Origin of the sequence: Occultella glacieicola (genome assembly GCF_004353825.1) — a bacterium.
Lineage (GTDB): Bacteria > Actinomycetota > Actinomycetes > Actinomycetales > Beutenbergiaceae > Occultella > Occultella glacieicola.
In genome coordinates, this window is sequence record NZ_SMNA01000020.1 from 1 (window position 1) to 16,868 (window position 16,868).

General features: G+C 67.2%; 14 protein-coding genes. 6 read left to right on the forward strand and 8 right to left on the reverse strand.

What is annotated here, in order from left to right:
• Window positions 1-4 precede the first annotated feature (4 nt).
• Together EXU48_RS24660 and EXU48_RS23755 are read right to left on the reverse strand one after the other, a co-directional pair.
• Entirely contained in the window at window positions 5-145 is a 141-nt protein-coding gene (locus tag EXU48_RS24660; RefSeq protein ID WP_165962967.1) for a hypothetical protein, read from the reverse strand.
• 139 nt (window positions 146-284) lie between these two features.
• Window positions 285-578 carry a hypothetical protein gene (locus tag EXU48_RS23755; RefSeq protein WP_133110190.1) on the reverse strand — a complete coding sequence of 98 codons (294 nt, stop codon included), beginning with the start codon at window positions 576-578 and terminating at the stop codon, window positions 285-287.
• Window positions 579-893: 315 nt separating this feature from the next.
• Here EXU48_RS23755 and EXU48_RS23760 point away from each other — a divergent pair, with 315 nt between their 5' ends.
• Genes EXU48_RS23760 through EXU48_RS24665 form a run of 3 tightly spaced genes read left to right on the forward strand, consistent with a single transcriptional unit; the run spans window position 894 to window position 3,729 of the window.
• A complete protein-coding gene (locus EXU48_RS23760) occupies window positions 894-1,208 on the forward strand; it encodes a MobC family plasmid mobilization relaxosome protein (protein WP_235857242.1) in 315 nt (104 codons plus the stop codon).
• A complete protein-coding gene (locus tag EXU48_RS23765) occupies window positions 1,208-2,911 on the forward strand; it encodes a relaxase/mobilization nuclease domain-containing protein (RefSeq protein WP_235857243.1) in 1,704 nt (567 codons plus the stop codon). Before EXU48_RS23760 ends, EXU48_RS23765 begins: the two co-directional genes overlap by 1 nt.
• 14 nt (window positions 2,912-2,925) lie before the next feature.
• Window positions 2,926-3,729 (forward strand): hypothetical protein, encoded by an 804-nt coding sequence (locus EXU48_RS24665; protein ID WP_165962968.1) that lies wholly within the window; start codon window positions 2,926-2,928, stop codon window positions 3,727-3,729.
• Between the two features lie 81 nt (window positions 3,730-3,810).
• Here the strand turns inward: EXU48_RS24665 and EXU48_RS23775 are convergent, their stop codons facing one another.
• Window positions 3,811-4,455, reverse strand: coding sequence for a hypothetical protein (locus tag EXU48_RS23775; RefSeq protein ID WP_133110193.1), 645 nt, complete (start codon window positions 4,453-4,455; stop codon window positions 3,811-3,813).
• Between the two features lie 733 nt (window positions 4,456-5,188).
• Between EXU48_RS23775 and EXU48_RS23780 the strand changes: the two genes are divergently transcribed.
• The 3 genes from EXU48_RS23780 to EXU48_RS23790 all read left to right on the forward strand — a co-directional run bounded on the left by EXU48_RS23780 (window position 5,189) and on the right by EXU48_RS23790 (window position 10,438).
• A complete protein-coding gene (locus EXU48_RS23780) occupies window positions 5,189-5,812 on the forward strand; it encodes a hypothetical protein (protein WP_133110194.1) in 624 nt (207 codons plus the stop codon).
• 310 nt (window positions 5,813-6,122) lie between these two features.
• On the forward strand, window positions 6,123-8,117 hold the full coding sequence (locus EXU48_RS23785; RefSeq protein WP_235857244.1) for a site-specific DNA-methyltransferase: 1,995 nt from the start codon (window positions 6,123-6,125) through the stop codon (window positions 8,115-8,117).
• On the forward strand, window positions 8,114-10,438 hold the full coding sequence (locus tag EXU48_RS23790; RefSeq protein ID WP_133110195.1) for a DEAD/DEAH box helicase: 2,325 nt from the start codon (window positions 8,114-8,116) through the stop codon (window positions 10,436-10,438). The genes EXU48_RS23785 and EXU48_RS23790 overlap by 4 nt, the downstream gene beginning before the upstream one ends.
• 24 nt (window positions 10,439-10,462) lie before the next feature.
• On the opposite strand, the gene EXU48_RS23795 is transcribed toward EXU48_RS23790, so the two are convergent.
• The 5 genes from EXU48_RS23795 to EXU48_RS23815 form a co-directional block, all read right to left on the reverse strand.
• The gene (locus EXU48_RS23795; protein ID WP_133110196.1) at window positions 10,463-10,906 is read right to left on the reverse strand and encodes a DUF4913 domain-containing protein; all 444 of its coding nucleotides are present in this window, start codon (window positions 10,904-10,906) and stop codon (window positions 10,463-10,465) included.
• Window positions 10,903-12,684 carry a type IV secretory system conjugative DNA transfer family protein gene (locus EXU48_RS23800; RefSeq protein ID WP_133110197.1) on the reverse strand — a complete coding sequence of 594 codons (1,782 nt, stop codon included), beginning with the start codon at window positions 12,682-12,684 and terminating at the stop codon, window positions 10,903-10,905. The genes EXU48_RS23795 and EXU48_RS23800 overlap by 4 nt, the downstream gene beginning before the upstream one ends.
• Entirely contained in the window at window positions 12,681-13,982 is a 1,302-nt protein-coding gene (locus EXU48_RS23805) for an ATP/GTP-binding protein (protein ID WP_133110198.1), read from the reverse strand. The genes EXU48_RS23800 and EXU48_RS23805 overlap by 4 nt, the downstream gene beginning before the upstream one ends.
• Before the next feature lie 164 nt (window positions 13,983-14,146).
• Entirely contained in the window at window positions 14,147-15,664 is a 1,518-nt protein-coding gene (locus EXU48_RS23810) for an SCO6880 family protein (protein ID WP_165962969.1), read from the reverse strand.
• Window positions 15,651-16,829, reverse strand: a complete 1,179-nt coding sequence (locus tag EXU48_RS23815) for a hypothetical protein (RefSeq protein ID WP_207947883.1) — start codon at window positions 16,827-16,829, stop codon at window positions 15,651-15,653. The genes EXU48_RS23810 and EXU48_RS23815 overlap by 14 nt, the downstream gene beginning before the upstream one ends.
• Window positions 16,830-16,868: the final 39 nt, after the last annotated feature.

A 16,868-nucleotide genomic window follows, 5' to 3' on the forward strand; every position in this document is an offset into this window, starting at 1 on the left:
CTGGTCATCGCTGCTCACCACCGTCGAGGTCGGTGATGGTCAGGTCGAGTTGCGGCTGGATCCAGTCGATGGCCGCCTGGGCGGCCGGACGTTCGGCTGGCAGCTGTTGTTCGATGGCCTGTTCGATCGGTGATGGGTGAGACATGTCGGGCTCCCTTGGGTTGGTGGCGTGGATGGTCCCCGCCGGCATTCCCGATAGGCGGACAGCCCTGCCCGCGGCGTGTGTGTCAAGGGCGCCGGAGGCGCTTGCGAAGCCCTTGACTCACGCGCCGCGGGCTGGAGGATCAATGCTCGGGATTCGACGTCTCGGATTGACCGGAGTCGGTCTTGGATGTGCGGCGCGTGCGCGCCGCCGTTGGGCGGCTGAGGCCGACCTTGCGCAGTTCTGCTTCGGTCCAGCCGCGCTGGATCGCCTGCATCCAGGCTTTGCGGTGTTCGCTGCGGGCAGCGGTCAGGTTGGCTTCGGCGTTGGTGACGTTCTGGCTGCGGCGAACGAGTTCGCGCACGGCCTCGACGCGCTTGTCCAGGAGCGACTGGATCTGGCTCTCGATGGCTGATGGAAGTTGGTCGTTGTCCATCGTCTGAGCCTAGGTCTCCGCGACCGACAGTCGCCGGACCTACGCACCTGTGGTGCGCGCCCCGTGTCGGAAGGCGACGTGCAGTATGCGGAGACCCAGACGGAGCAAGCTATACACTTAGCACGGCTAAGTGGCTCGTCCTCTCGACAGGTCGAGGCGGCCGGGACACACTGGTGGTGTGGTCCCCGCGTTGGGCGGGTTCGCTGCGCTGGGCTGAGGGGCGGTGTAGGGATGGGTGAGGAGTCGCCTGGTGGGCGCAGGTTCACGCGCCGTCGGCGTGCGAACGCGCCCGGTGGTCGGCAGCACCGTCACGAGGTGAAGGTGACCCCGGAGGAAGAGGCGGTGCTGTTGCGCCTAGCGTTGGCGCAGGAGGTCACGGTGCCGCGGCTGTTGGTGGAGTCGGCGCTGGCGTCGGAGACGGGGGAGACGGCGACCGAGCGGCGCAACGCGATCGCGGAACTGTTCCGGGCGCACCGGTTGTTGGCGGCCATCTCGAACAATGTGAACCAGATGGCGAAGGCGACGAACGCCACCGGTGAGGTGCAGGAGGACCTGGTGGAGACGCTGCGCGCGGTTCGTCGCACCGCTGGCCGTATTGACGAGGCGATTGACGGGTTGAGCCTGTCGTGATGCCGAACGTCACGCGCGGTGACCGGATGGGTGGGCTGCTGGTCTACCTGGCCGGTCCGGGTCGTAGCAACGAGCACACGGAGCCGCACCTGGTGGGTGGTGACGCGGCGTTGATGGCGTGGCACAGCGAGGACGAGTTGAACCGTGATTCGGCGCTGGCGATCGCGCAGCATCTGGACCGGCCGCGGAAGGCGTTCGACGTCGAGGTGCCCCAGGGGCACGTGTGGCATTGCTCGTTGTCGATCCGGGCCGACGAGGGCCAGCTGACCGACGAGCGGTGGGGCGCGATCGCGGACGACTTTGTCCGCGAGATGGGTTTCGACGACAACGAGGGCACGAAGGCCCCGTGCCGGTGGGTTGCGGTGCGCCATGGCTTGTCCGCCGGCGGGAATGATCACGTGCACCTGGCGGTGCAGCTGGTGCGTGAGGACGGCACGAAGGCGTCGGTGCATAACGATCACCAACGGGCGCAGCGGGCGGCCCGCGCGCTCGAGGTGCGGCACGGGTTGGAGCAGCTGGAGTCGGTCAAGACCGAGCGGGCCACCCGTGGCTTCGACCCGGCCGAGCGGGAGGCGCAGGGCCGGGCGCGAGCCCGGGCGAAGTACGAGCGCGACCGCACCCGGGGCGGGAGCCGTGGCCCGGCGTGGGCGTCTCTGCCGGCGGGGGAGCGGTCGGCGCTTGTGAGTGCACAGGCGCGCGCCGACGAGCCGCGACTGGCGCTGGCTCGGACGGTGCGCGGGTGCGCCACCTCGAGCGCAGATGAGGCGGAGTTCGTGCGACGGGTCCGGCGTGCCGGTGCGTTGCTGCGGCCGCGATTCGCGCAGGGGCGCACCGACGTCGTCACCGGGTACTCGGTGGCCGCGAGGCCCGAGCATGGGGAGCGCCCGATTTGGTACGGCGGCGGGCAGCTGGGCCGGGATCTGACGTTGCCGCGGTTGCGGTCCGAGTGGCCCGACAGCCCGACGAGCGCGAGCGATGCGGCCGCAGAGTGGACTGCGGCTGGTCGCGGCCGGCGGGTGGTCGCACCGGGCCGGGAGAGCACCGCGCCGGACCCAGAACTGTGGGGTCGGCAGAACCAGGAGCTCAGCGCTCTCGTCGAGTGCTTGCGGTCGGTGCCGGTTGACGACCGGGACACATGGGCGACCGTCGCCCGTCAGACGGCGGGCGCTCTGGCGGCGTGGTCGAACGCCACCGAGGAGGTGCCCGGCGATCTTGCTGCAGCGTCGGAGGCGTTGTCGCGGTCGGCGCAGACGTACCGGCGGACCGTGGCTCCTCAGAAGGCCGGCACAGTCGCGATCTCCGGTGCGGCGATGCTCCTGGCCAGCGCAGCCCGCGGCGGCCAGGGCACCGCAGCGCAGGCGGTGATGATCCGCCAGTTCCTACGCCTAGCTCAGGCCGTCCACGCGGCGTCTGTGGCAGCGCAGCAGACCAGGCAGGCGCAACTCCTGGCAGAAGACACCCGCGGGCGCCTGATGCGGATACGGGACGCGTTGCCGCGGCCGCAGGGGCAGGCCGGTGCAGCCACAGCGACCATCGAGACCGCGCCACCGCTCGCCCTCGAGGTCGAGGCCGTCGCGGCCCGCCAGCGCGCGAGCCAGGGTCACGACGCGACCAGGGCGACGTCGCCCCTGCCGAACAAGATCGAACCGAGCAGAGCACGTCAGAGCACAAAGCCGGGCGCAGATCGCGGACCGGAACGATAGGGGAGGGGTCGACCATGTCCGAGGCCAACGATGGAATCGACGAGGCATTCGAGGGCCAACTTCGGGTGCTGGTCACAGCAGCGGGCCAGGTGGCCGAGCGGCTGAGTCGTTCACGGGAGAGCGAGCTCCGGCGAGCCGAAGCTGGGAGCGAGCAGGAGGCCCGCGAGCTGCAGTCGCGGCTCGAGGCTGAGAACCAGGTTGCTCGCGCCCAGGCGGGCGCCGTGCACAGGTCGGAATGGTGGGATACAGCCACCCCGGAGCAGATCGGCGACACCTACCAAGTCGCCCGGGCGTGGGCGAACGAGGATCCCGAACTCGCCCGCGCCGAGCAGCGAATCCGCGAAGAGTTGCGCACCAGGTACGGCGTCGACGTCGCCGGCACGAACGCAGACTCAGGTGCAGTGCGCGAGGCGATCGCTCGCGCCGAGCAGCGTCGCGTGCGGGCCGAAGCCGAGCGCCAGGGTGCTCGCGCCGACAGTGCCGAGGCACAACGACTGATGGCCGTAGCTAACACCGCCGACAGGCTGCCCGAGCGCGCCGCGGTGGTCGGGGATGAGGCAGAGCGGCAGGCGCAGGCCGAGGCCGCCCGGACGGCGTCCGAGCCGCTGTATGACTCTGCCGAGCGCCGGACCACGACCGCTGCGGATCTTGAGGCTCATGGGGTCGGCCCCGAGCTCGTGGCCACGAGGATGCGCGCCGACGTCAGCCAGGCCAAGCCTGCGACCGAGACGACCCGGGGCGCCGGAGGCAAGGCACCGAAGGCGCGCAAGTCCCGCGGCCGCGGGTCCCAGGTACAACGAACCGGACTTGAGCGATAGCGGACCCCTCGGCTTGCAGGCGGCATCCTGTCCCAGACCAGGGGGCGCAGCCCAGGCTCGGCCGTGCCGCTTGGTCGAGGGTTACGGCGTGTTCCTAATCGCGCGCAGTCGCTTCCTCGAGGCGGGGGCGGGCGTCTTGGGGTTGGGGCTCGGGTTGGCGCGTCCGATGAGCTGGTACAAGTTGCGCACGCGGTCCCGCTCGTCCGCGTTGGCGCCTCGAGGCGTATCAAGCTTCTGCTTGGTGACACGTAGGAGCCGAAGGTCGATGAGCTCAGTCGTGCCTTTGGCTCGCATGGATGGGCTGATGCCGTACCAGGCGGGAAAGTTGGTGACGGACCACCATGCGCCACGTGTGGTGCTCTCCGGTTCGGCCAGGAGAATCAGCAGCATGGCGAGCGCGGGTGCGCTCATGCTCTGGATGTAGCCACGCCAGAGTCGGTCCGGAATCTGCAGGTACCAATCTTCGCGCTTTACACGCGGTCCGCTCGGAGGGGCATACGGGAGACCCGAGCCGTCTTCACGAAGCAACGTGATGACCGAGGCCTCCCCCCGGTTTGTCTCGACTTCGATCAACTTCATCTCTCTCAGACGCGCCATGGCATCCGTCACGCGTCGAGCGCCGAGGCGGGAGGGATCATCAAGGTCGAGCAGCTCAGCCCACCGTCGAGCCGACAGGTCGGTGGTGTACGGCTCCGCTGAGCTGCGCCGCAACAGACCCAGGTACACCTTCAGTGCTACACGGCCACCACGCCCGCGCGTTGAGACAATCCGAGTCAGCGGAGGAGGGGTCATGGGATCGTCGGTCCGCACGAAGGCCTTGCGAACGGGGGTGGTGGTACGGCGTGTACTTGAGCCGAGCAGCCATTGGACCTCTTCCTGTGCCCGCGGACGCAAGGCCGGCGCGACCTCTTTCGCCCTTGTTCGCGCGACGGTCCCTTTGTGTCGTCGCGATGAACTTGATGCCCTCTCTACTTCGCTCATCTGAGGCACACCCTTCTAGTTGACTGTGACGTACCGTCCACTCTACTGACACTAACCCAGGTCAGCATCAGCCACGAGGGTGGCAGCAACCATGTACGGGACATCCTCACATTTTCGCAGGTCAGTGCTGGTATTGAGCCGTTCCGGCGGCTAGGCTCGGGCGCAGGTCCTGAGGGAGAGTGACTTCTCGACTGGGGTTTCCGTGGCCCAGTTGGTTGCGCCGAACGAGGGGCCTAGTCAGTAGTCGGCCTACGCGTACGCGATGCGCGAGAGGTCGGGGTGATGAGGCAGAACCCGCCAGGTGTTGGGCCGGGAGAAGGGCTGTCGACCGTAGTCGCCCGTGCTGGCCGGTGGGCCCTTGGCTTGGGAAGCCAGGGGCCCACCGAACCATGCTGGTTTTGGTAGGTCTGCCGATCGAAGGTGGATCGAGTCCTAGAACTGTCTCGGTTCCCGCCGGGCCGGGGCTACTCTTTCGAAGATGAGCCCGATCTTCGACCAGGCCAGCGGCGACGACTGGAAGCAGAACGCGGTCGCCGATCGCTACCACGAGACCGATTCGAAGCTCGCTGAGGGGTACAAACGCGCCGCCGAGCTTGTCGTTGCCGCGTGGCCGGAAGAGCGCTTCGACGCCCTACTGCCACCGGTCATCTTGTTATACCGACACGCGATGGAACTCCAACTCAAGACCGCGATTGGCGTCGCCGAACGGGCCAAGCCCTATGCGAATCTGACATCTCGGACGAGCGACGACTTGGCGAAGTGGTTCAAGAACACGGCCGGGCACCGTCTCGGTGTGCTCCGTGACGAGCTCAACCACTCGCTGGTCGCCCTGGGTGCCCAAGCGATGGACTCCTCGGTGGTGGGTGTGATCGACGAACTCGACCAGGCCGACGACCGCGGTGAGACCTTCCGATACTCATGGACACTTCAGAAGGATCCGTCGGGCGCGTGGGGGAAGGTGCAGACGCCTCGACCAGGACAGACGAGCGGCGGGCGCGTCAACATCGTCGAAATGGGCCAGGCTCTATCTGAAGCGGTCAACCACATCGGGGCGATCTGGAGTCAGCTCGAAGCAGAGCGGGTGGACCCGTTCGAGCAATGACCGGGGCGTAGGCGCCTCGTCCGCGATTCCACCCAAGCCGCATCTGAGTGCTGGATGACGCACCAACCTGTAAGCAGGTCTCGGCGTGCCCGCGCGGGCCTGGGTGGGGGGGACCTACCGGCAGTCGCTGCGGCCGTACCCGCTTGGCGGGCATCCGAACGAGCACATCGGTCCGCTGTCGTCGGGCCTCGCGGACCAGGATGACCGGTCCGACGCGTGGGCGCTCACCGTATGGCTGGCAGCACGTTCGATCTTGCTTGTCGGGCCTTCATGATTGGCTCCGGTGCGCGCTTCCGAGCAGGTAGCGTGCTTGACGACCCGCAAAGACGACGAGGATGCAGTGGATAACCTGGACGACTTGGAACTTCTGAGCAAGGACGAGCTCATCGCGATGCTCCACGAGCGGGCTGAGGCCGGTGTCAAGTTGTCTTTTCCGGGCAAGGCACTGGCGAGGCGCATCTCGCGCAAGGTTCGCCCCCATGTCCAACGGACTGTGGCGAAGTACAGCGCCGGCTCCGAGGCCGAGCAGGCCCGCAACCTCTTGATCGAGGGCGACAACCTACAGGCGCTGGTCACCCTTTACCGCGAGCGTGGTCACGTCGACCTGATCCTGACCGATCCGCCGTATAACACCGGCAACGACTTCCGGTACAACGACAAGTGGGATCACGACCCCAACGACGCCGGGATTGGTGACATCGTCTCGGCCGACGATCGGGCCAAGCACACCAAGTGGATGAAGTTCATGTTCCCTCGTCTACGGCTGATGAAGCAGATGCTCAAGCCGAGTGGGGTCCTCGCGATCTGCATCGACCATCGTGAGCTCTTCCACCTGGGCCAGATGCTCGACGAGATCTTCGGTGAACAGAACCGCCTCGCGATCATCAACTGGCAGAAGATCACCTCGCCGAAGAACCACGATCAGGGCGTGTCGACGGCGACCGAGTATGTGCTCGTCTACGCCAAGAACGACGAGGCCGTCAGCACCGGCAGGATCCGTCGCTCGGACAAAACTGCCGCCGGCTACGTGAATCCCGACTCTGATCCTCGAGGGGCTTGGGCGCCTTCGGACTCCACTTTGATGGGCGCCTCAACCCACCCAGGACAGGTCTACGGGATCCAGAACCCTTTCACCGGACGGCTCCACTATCCCCAGGAGGGGCGGTGTTGGCGCAATGAACGCAGAAAGATGAAGGCCGCGGTTGAGGAGTGGGGTGTCACCTACGAGGACCGGGATCTGGACGATGGGCTACGGCCGGCGCTGCTGATCAAGGGTGCCCGCAATCCGCTCACTGAGGACTACGCGAGCGACGCGGTCGTCGCGGCCGCGCAGGAGAAGGCTCTTGCCGTCCGATCCCAGGACTGGCCCCGTTACTTCTGGCGCAACGATCAGCGTCGCAGGCCTGGTCATGGTGAGCTCCGGTACAAGACCTACCTCGAGGAGGTAGCGGGCGGCGTCGTGCCCACGACTTTCTGGGCCTCCACCGAGGAGACCCAAGAACTCGAGCTCGGATCGATTTCTTGGCCACACAAGGAATCAGGTACCAGCGAGATTGGCGTCCGTGAACTCAACGCCGTCGTCGGCCGTGGCCATGGCTTTGACACCGTCAAGCCGATGAAACTCATCCAAAAGATCGTGCAGCTCTGGTGCCCGCCGGACGGCACCGTGGTCGACCCCTTCGCAGGCTCCGGGACGACCGGCCATGCCGTCTTGGCTCTAAACCAGACCGAGGGCGCGCGTCGACGCTTCATCCTCATCGAGCAGGGGCGCCCCGAGAAGGGCGATTCCTACGCCCGCTCGCTCACCGCCGACCGGCTCGCACGGGTGATCAGCGGTGATTGGGCCGACGGCAAGGGCAGCCCGCTGCCCGGCGGGTTCGAGTTCCGGCAACTCACGAAGCGTGTCGATGCACAGGCACTGCTCCAGATGGAACGTGAAGAGATGGTTGACACCGTCGTGTCCTCCTACTTCGACTCCTCAAGGCGTCGCGGACCAAACCTCGAGCGATGCGCCGACCGCAGTTACTCGTACTTGGTGGCCAAGAACGCCGACGATGAGGGGTTCTACCTGGTCTGGGACGGGCCCGACCAGAACACCGACTTCACCGAGGATGTGTGGGAGGCATGCGTCCAGGAGGGCGAGCAGGCCAACCTGAAGCCTAAGTACCACGTGTACGCCCGGTTCAACCTGTTTCCGACAACGGGTGTGCATTTCTACCAGATCCCGGACCGGATCCTGGCTGACTTTGGACTCGACGTGCGAACGGACTCCTACGCCGAGGATGACGAGGAGGACCAGGAGTGATCACCCTCTTCCAATTCCAGGAGAGTGCGGCGGCCCAGATCGCCCAGCGGGCCTCGGAGTACCTGGATGACCCCGTGGCCGCCGGCCGCCGTGCGAACAAGCACGTGGTGCCGTATTTCCAGGCACTCTCAGCACTTACCGGTGCAGGCAAGACCGTCATCCTCGCGGCTGCGGTGGCACACATCGCTGGCGAGCTCCCCGTGCCGCCGGTCATCCTGTGGCTGTCCAAGGGCAAGGTCGTGGTCGAGCAGACGTTCGCCAACCTCTCCCCAGGCGGCAAGTACCACCAGTTGCTCGACAACACCGCCGTGGCGGCGCTGGCCGACTACTCCCCCGATGACGTGGCTAGCTCAGACCGACCGCTGGTGTACTGCGCGACGGTGGGCACGTTCAACCAGAAGGACAAGGAGGACGGCAACCTCCGGATCTACAAGAGCGATGTGGACACCATGGAGCAGTCGGTGTGGACCGCGCTGACCCAGCGCCTCGACGCCGACGGCAACCGGCGACCCCTGATCGTCGTCTACGACGAGGGGCAAAACCTCTCGGACCAACAGACCGACCTGCTGCTCGACCTCGAGCCCGACATCTTCCTGCCAGCCTCAGCGACGATGAAGATTCCCGCTCGACTCGACCGCGAGATCCAGTTCCTCAAGAACGCCGACTGGAGTGACCACGAGTTGGTGACCAAGGTGCCCACCAGCCAGGTGGTCGACGCCGGACTCGTGAAGTCGACAGTCCTGCTTGAGGGCTACAACTCGCCTATGGAGGAGACCGTCTCCTCACTCCTAAAGGCTCTACGTGAGACCGAGGAAGAAGCCCGCGCCCATGGTGTGGACTTCACCCCCAAGGCGATCTACGTCAGCGACACCAACGTCGTAGCCGACACTCCCAACCAGACCGAAGACCCCAAGCAGCCCTTCCTGCAGCGCCAGGCTCCGCCGATCCAGATCTGGCGCTACCTGACCGAGCACTGTGACGTCGATCCGGCCACCATCGCCGTCTACGCCAACCTCAAGGTCGACAAGGACTATCCGTTGCCGGAGGAGTTCGTGTTGTTCAGCGGCGCTGACCAGGACTACGCAGACTTCACCGCCGGTGACTACCAGCACGTCATCTTCAACTTGCGGCTGCAAGAAGGCTGGGATGACCCGTCGGTCTACTTCGCCTACGTCGACAAGTGCATGGGATCGCGCGCTCAAATCACCCAGGTCATCGGACGAGTACTCCGTCAGCCAAGCGCCACGCACTACCCGTCCGATCTCCTGAATACCGCGCACTTCTACGTGCGGGTGGACAAGAACGAGGTGTTCACCTCTGTCGTCGCCGAGGTGGAGAAGGAGCTTGGCAGCGAGCCGGGAGGAATCCGCATCGCGGTCTCGTCCCCGGGGCGGCCGCAGATGGAGACCTATCCTCCGCGCCTCGCGGTCACGGTCCCCGAGACGGGCATCGACAGCAGATTCGCGATGCAACGCGTGCAGGAGCTCATGGAAGCCTTTCCAGACTTCCGCGAGGACTTGACCAACACGAAGGGCGAAGGCAGCCGCCGGGTCGTCCGCCAGAAGGTCGGGGCAGCCGCCAACACCAACGAATGGGAGGCGTTCGAGCAGTCCAGCACCGCGTCCGCGCGCTGGGTCTTCCACCGCGAGGTGCAACGCCAATTCAGCAGCGCCCTCGGTGTCGTCCACCTGGCCGATCGCAAGCTCGACGCCATCATCGGCATCGGGAGCCCGGCCTACGCCGCAGTATGCCGACTTGCCCAGGACATCGTCGACGCGTTCGTGACGAACGTGCGCCTGAACCAACGGCGCCTCAACCCGTACAAGGTCGGCTCCCTACTTGCCCGACCTGACCAGGTAACTCCGTACAAGCACGCGGTGCACGAGGGGTACGCAGGTCTCAATGGTGAAGAGGCGCGGTTCGCCCGGGCCCTTGACGACTTCGGCGCTTGCTGGGCGCGAAATCCCGACCGGTCCGGCTATGGCATCCCCTTGATCACGGCCGGACCCACCCGCAACTTCTACCCGGATTTCCTTCTCTGGACCGAACACCGTGTCATCTGCATCGACACCAAGGGGTCGCACCTCATCCAGGAAACAGCAGCGCGTAAGTTGCTCAGGGTGAACTACCCGGGCGAGGGCCCGCGGCTGGACATCCAATTCGTCTCGACCGGGCGATACAACGACCAGCTGGAGCGCCGCGACTCGGAGGGTTACACGGCCTGGTCGCTGACAGACGACGGAAAGGTCACCGCGCAGCCCTTCTCAGAACTGTCACGATTGGTCGAATACCTCGCGGATGACGGACTGCACGTTGCCTGAGCGCCCACGACCTTTGCGCGAGGCCTAGAGCTCACGCACGTCCGGGAACATGCCTTCCGGAGGCGCTTTGTAGGGCAGTGGCGCGCCGATCTCGGATCTGTTCTCGTCGCCCTTGGCGCCCATGAACGGGCCGTCCGGGTCCAGGAGGACGGCCATGTGGTGATCTGCGTGGTCGCGCCACCAGACGCTCATCCCGGTGGCCGCGTCGAGGCGCAGGTGCTCCCACGCGCGCCAGAGGGCTTCGAGGCGGATCACCGCTTCGTCGTACTCCCACCACCGCGCGGCCCAGACCCGGCCGCTGCCGGTGCCAGGGATTCGCCGGCGGTAGACATTCCGTAGGTGTTCGCGGACGAACTCGTCGACGGAGCCGTAGTAGAGGGTGGGCGTGGCCTCCGCCTGGATGTCCGCGGAGGGCTCGGCCTCAACGGTGGGTTCTTCGACGTAGTCGTCGTCACCCCAGTCGTTCACAATGCGTCCTCGACGGTCGGGGTCGCCTCGACGGTGTCGAGTTCCTGTTCCGCTGCGGCGATGGTGCGCTCCGCTTGGGGGTCGTGGGCGGTGATGGAGGCTCGCACGTCTTGGGCGTGTGGGCCGGTCATCCAAGGTTGGGTGCGGATCAGGGTGGGGCGCGAGCCGGCGCCCAGTACGACCGCTCGGCCCTTGGGCAGCGCGGCGAGTTCTGCGACGTCGAGAATGCGTTCACGGTGAAGTTGGTAGTTCACGCCGCGGCCACCGCGGCCGGTCGACAGGGTCGAGCCTTGACGGTCGTAGTCACCGATCAACCGGGAGAGATCCTCGAGGAAGGCGACCTCGGAGACGTTGCCGCCGTAGACCTTCACGTTCGCCGCCGACCACAGTTTCTTCATGCCGGACTCGCCCCAAACGTCGACGCCCTGCGACCAGGATTGCAGGACGGTGTCGAGGACGATCCCGCGGGATCCGTAGTGGGAGTACAGGTTCGGCAGCTCGCGCCAGCGGCAGACGTTCGCTGCCTCGTCGAGCACGCCGACCAGGGGCGTCGCGAGGCGGCCGCCTGGTGAACGCGCGGCGAGTTCTTCTGCGGCTTCCACGACCGCCACGGTGAGGGCAGTGACGAGCGGTCCGGCGGTGCCGCGGCCCTCCTTGGACAGTGAGTACAGCGTGCCGCCGTCGCGGACGAATGCTGCTGGGTCGAAGTGCGGGCGTACGCCCTGCCGGGTGACCCAGGCTGCGACGGCGCGGTTGGTCAGGCAGGAGGCCATCTGCTGGGCCGTGCCGTAGACCCCGCCGCGCTGCTTCTCCGGCGCTGCGATGACCCCGGCCACCTGGTGGGCTGTGAGGGTGAAGTCGTGTCGGCGGAGGATGTCGACGGCCTCTTCGTCGGTCGGGCTGGTGAGCCATGCATAGACGTCGGTGATGGGCCGTTCGTCGAGCGCCGCGGCGAGGAGGAGGCCGGCCAGGAGGTCCAGGCCGGCGGAGTCGAAGTAGGCGTCGGCGCGTGCCCCGGGATCGCGCGAGCCGGCGGCGAAATGCTCGGCCAGTTTGGCCGCCTTCACCTCGTCGGTGACGTAGCTGAGTGGGTCCCACCACCAGGTGGGTTCCTCGTTGACGATGCCCTGTGGGTCGAACACCCAGACAGGGCCGCTGTCGGCGCGGACGTCGCGTGTGGCATCGACGACGTCGCGCTTGTTGGACGTCGCGAACACCGCTCCGGGGGCGGCGAGGATCTCGGGCACCACGATCGAGGTGGTCTTTCCCGTCCGAGGTCCTGCGATGGTGAACCGCATGTCCTCCCACGAGCTCAGGAGCGGCTGACGTGTCGAGACGGTGATACCGATCGGCAGACCGGGCGACGAGACCGCCCCGAGCCGATTGGCGGTCGACCGCGCACTCTTGAGACTCAGGGCCTCGACGTCGCGGCCGCGGCCCATGTACGTGGCCTTCTCGTCGCCGCGCGCGCGCCGGCGCCTCGAGCGGGCAACGAGGGTCAATACGAAGATCGCCACGGTGATCAGGACCGCGCCGAGCGCGATCGCCACGGCGGTGCCCTGCTCTGGCCAGGTCACCTCGCCGTTGAGGAGGCCAAAGAGCACGGCGAAGGGGTTCGCCGGCAACCCGGTCGCCGTGCCCGCGATCCGGTGGCCCAGGTGCACCCCGGCGTACACAACGGCCGTCGCGACCAGGACGAGGATGATCACGACCCAGAGCAGGGTCGTCTCGGCGCTGAGGCCGCCGGGATCGCGGCGGCGATTCGTTGGGGTGCTCATGCTGGCCGCCTTCCCAGGTTCCACCGCTTGTTGGTGTTGTGCAGGCCCTGCTCGACCGAGGTCAGTGCGACGTTCAACGGGATCCCGGGGCGACCACCGACTTTGATGAGGAACTTCCCGCGGCCAGGAGGGGGTGAGGCTTCCGTGTCGGCCGAACTGCCCCACGACGTTGGGGTTGTCCAGGAGGTGAGCAGGTCCTGCTCGGCGCGGGCGAGTTTGATCGCGCCGGAGAGCCTGGGCATCTCGTCCTCGGGCAACGCCCCGAGGATCACCATGCCGGAGCGTTCGACGAAGCCGCGCGCCTTCTTCTGATCGAGCTCGGGCAGAGCGGCGAGGTCGGACATGGTGTGGGAGATCATCACTTGGCCGACGCCCTTCTGGCGGTTGAGCCGGGTGAGGGCGTCGACGCGGTCGACCATGCCTTCGCCGGCGCGCAGCGCCTGCCACAGCTCGTCCATCACGATGAAGTAGTGCCGCTGCGGTTCCAGGCCGGCGTCTGCGAGGGCGTTGGCGATGTTCACCGCGCCGAAGCCGTAGGACCAGCACGACAGCAGTGCTGCGGCTTTGACGTCTGCCTGTGCCTCACCGAGTGAGGACACGTCGAACACGGCGGGACGGTCCAGGTGCAGTGGTGTCGTGGTGTGGCCGGAGAACATGTCCCCGAACGCGGCACCGGAGGTGAACCCGACCAGGTCCACCTCGATGTCGCGGGTGATCTCCTGGTAGCGGTTTTTGTCGCCGCGGTCGACGGCGACCGCGCGCACCGATTCGGGTCCGTCCTGGATGACTTTGAGTAGGTCACCGAGGACTGGGATCCGGTCGGTGGTGTCGTCGAGTACGTGGAGCGCGCGGTCGAGGATCTGCACGGAGATGGACTCTGGCGGCCGTTTGCGCCAGATGTTGGAGAGGGCTACGACCATCTCCAGGCGGCGCTGGTGCGCGTCAGCGAGGACCTCGATCCGGGCTTGCCCGGTCAGTCGTGCTGCCGCGGCGGTGGCCTCTCCGGGGTCGAGGATGTTGATCTTGGCCCTGCCTGGCCCGTAGCGGACGACCTGCCCGCCCAACGCTTCGACCAGGTCGACGTAGTCGGGTTTGAGGTCGCCCAACACGAGCGGCATGACTCCGTAGCCGGTGAGGCCGAGCACCATCCGGCGGACCAGGGTGGACTTGCCGTAGGCCGGCAAGCCCATGACGAACGCGGAGGGGTTGTTGATGAGGTTGCCCCGCTCGAACCAGCTGATCGGGTCGCACCCGACCGTGGCGCCGGTGTGCAGGTGATGCCCGAGGGGCACGCCCACGACGGGCGCCCCCGATCCGGCTGCGAAGGGCCAGAGTCCGCACACCTGCACGGAGGTTCCGCGCCACTCAGCGGGGGCTTGCACGTAAGTGGAGGCGCCGCCACCGCGGCCGCGCCAGCCCCGCGGACCGGGCCTGCGGGTGGGTGTAGTGCTGCTCTTAGCCATCAGCGGGCCGCCTCTCGTACGAACGTCGGCATCGACAGGTGAGCCGGCAAGATCAGGCCGAGCGGGAGAGCGGCAGCGAACGCTGAATCCTGCGACCCGTAGACCGGGCGCAGGGTCAGGCGTGCGGTCGCGGTGAGGTTGTCGATGGCGGCCTTCGCGTCTTGGATCCGCGTCTCGAGCTCTGGCCCGTCCTCGACGGTCGCGGTGAGGATCATGCCGAAGTTCACCAGGCCAGCCCCGGCAGCCTCCTCGACGGCGACGATGTCGGCGATGCGCTTGTCGACAGCGGCGCGGGCGGAGGGCCGCGCTCCTGAGGCGCGGACGTCGGCGTTGCGCTTGTCGGCCTCGACCAGGCGCGCTGCGGTACCTGGGTCGACGGGCCGGTAGAGCATGGTCACCCGCTTGCGCGCGATCCCCGCGTGCGGGCCGATGAGACGCGCCAGAACGGAGGACTGCACCACGCCACGAGGCGCAGAGGTCATCGACCACGACACCGACACTGATCCGTCGTGGCGGTAGTAGTCCCACCCGGCCTGCGCCGCGGACGGGCCGACATCGCTCCAGCGCAGGTCATGCTCCTCGCCAGCGTCGCGGGCCTGGTCCAGGAGCCGCTCAGCCGGAGGGTCGTAGGCGACCCGGACCACTTCGCACAGGCTCTTGGCCGAGACCGGGCGGCAGATACCCGCACCGGTCGCGGAGAGCAGCTGCGTGAGGCCGGGAACGCGGGCCGCGAGTTCACGGCCCATGTCGTCGGCGCTGCGACGACGGCCACCAGGGCGCGGGGAGGCGGTAAAGGTGAGTGCGACCCAGGCTCGGATCGTGGCCGATCCGAGCGGCCAGGTCTCGGCTACCTCACGCAGCATCGCCTGCGCGATCGCGGGGGCGTTCGGGTCGAGGTTGCTCGAGACCTCATGACGCAGCCGGTACCCGGAGTCCGGGGCGGACTCCACGGTCACCGATGCTCCGACGAGGCCCGGCTCGTCGCCCAGGGCCGCCAGCCACACGCCCCACTGAGCGACCCACTGGTCGACGTCGCCGGTGTCGACGAGGGCTGCACCGTCGGGCTCTGTGGAAATCACGATGGTGTAGTGCCCCGTCGCGGGCACGTACAGGAGCCCGAACGGGCGCCCGTAGGAGTCGGTGTGCTCGCTCAACCTCGACGCTGCGGCGAGTCCGGGAAGCTGTGCGGTGCCCCACGGCACCCTGCCGAGCGGGCCGGAGCGGTACAGGTGGGAGCCGAGGCGGCGTGTGCGCCACCAACCGAGCCGCACAGCCAGGCGCTGCGCGGGCGACATCCCGTGCCGGTCCCGGAACGCGAGGACGATCACGGCCAACAGGACGGCGGCTCCCAGCGGCAGGGCTACCTGCCATCCGCCGACCATCATCGCGACGATGATCGCGATCAATCCACCGAACAGGACGAACGTGGCCAACAGGCCGAGAGTGCCAAGGCCGGCGGTGCTTGGTCGGCGCCAGTTTCCGTACGTCCGGGCGGTCTGAGTCTCAGCGGCTGCCATCGGGTCCCCCACTCTCGATCGTGTTGTTGATTGCCCCGCTTGCTGCCGAGGCGGCTTGTGCCGCAGATCCGGCTGCGGATGCACCGGCGGCTACCTTCTCGCCGCCCGACTTGCCACCTGACGAACCACCCGCCGACGATCCGGTGGGGCTACCACCTGACCCGCTCCCCTGGCCTCCGGGAGGTGCGGAGGCCCCCTGCGGTTGCCCCTGTCCTCCACCTCCGGAAGTGCCACCGTTTCCGCTACCGGAGGGTGATGTGCCCGCCGCCCCCTGCGGCCCACTGGAACCAGAGCTGCCCGAGCTCGCTGACGCTGCACCACTGGCCGCCGTCGTTGCCGTACGGGCGGCCCCCGAGGCGCCCGCCGCAACTGCCCCCGTTGGCATGACCGCGAGAGCGGCCGAGCCCAACCCAGCTAGAGCTGCGCCACCCCCACCACCACCTGCGACTGCCGATACGGCCGGTGCGACGAACCGCATCAGCGCAGGCATGGCGACCAGCGCAAGAGCCATCAAGGTGATGCCCTGGACGAGGGTCACCACTCCGGACTCATCGGCTGCCAGGTCGATGCCCATCAGCTGGAACGCGGTCGCGTAGATGAGCGCAGCGATCGGTTTATAGAGAATGAACGCGATCGTCCAACCGACGTACTTCTTGAACCACTGCGACCCCGTCGGGGTGTTGGTGAACGCCGCTGCCGTCGGCAGCATCCCCGCCAAGAGCACCAGCATCGCGCCGCGGAACACCAGCAGCACGATCTGGACAAGGCTCAGCAGCAGCAGGCCGGTACCGGCCGCGATAACCATCACGGCGCCCAGGGCATCGTTACCCGTGAGCCTGCCGCCGAGCATGACGATGTTCTGCCCGAAATCAGTCCCCTCGGGGGAGCGGGCGATCACCCACACGGAAAACTCGTCGCCAGCTGTGACCAGCAAGCCGATCGCAGCGATGCCTGCGCCCGAGACTACGACCAAGGTGACAAGGGCCTTCAGCACGTCTGCCAGCGGCTGTCCTCGACGTTCCCACGCCATTCGGAGCGCGCCGATCAAGACGGCAACCACGGCCAATGCCAGCGTGTACCACCACACACTGTCTCTGATGAAGGCCACCGCCTCCGAAGGTATGTAGTTCTCGCCATCGAACGCGGCAAGAGTCGGCGTTGGCATGTGCACCCACGCTGTGGCCATCGCAACGACCGCCTGACC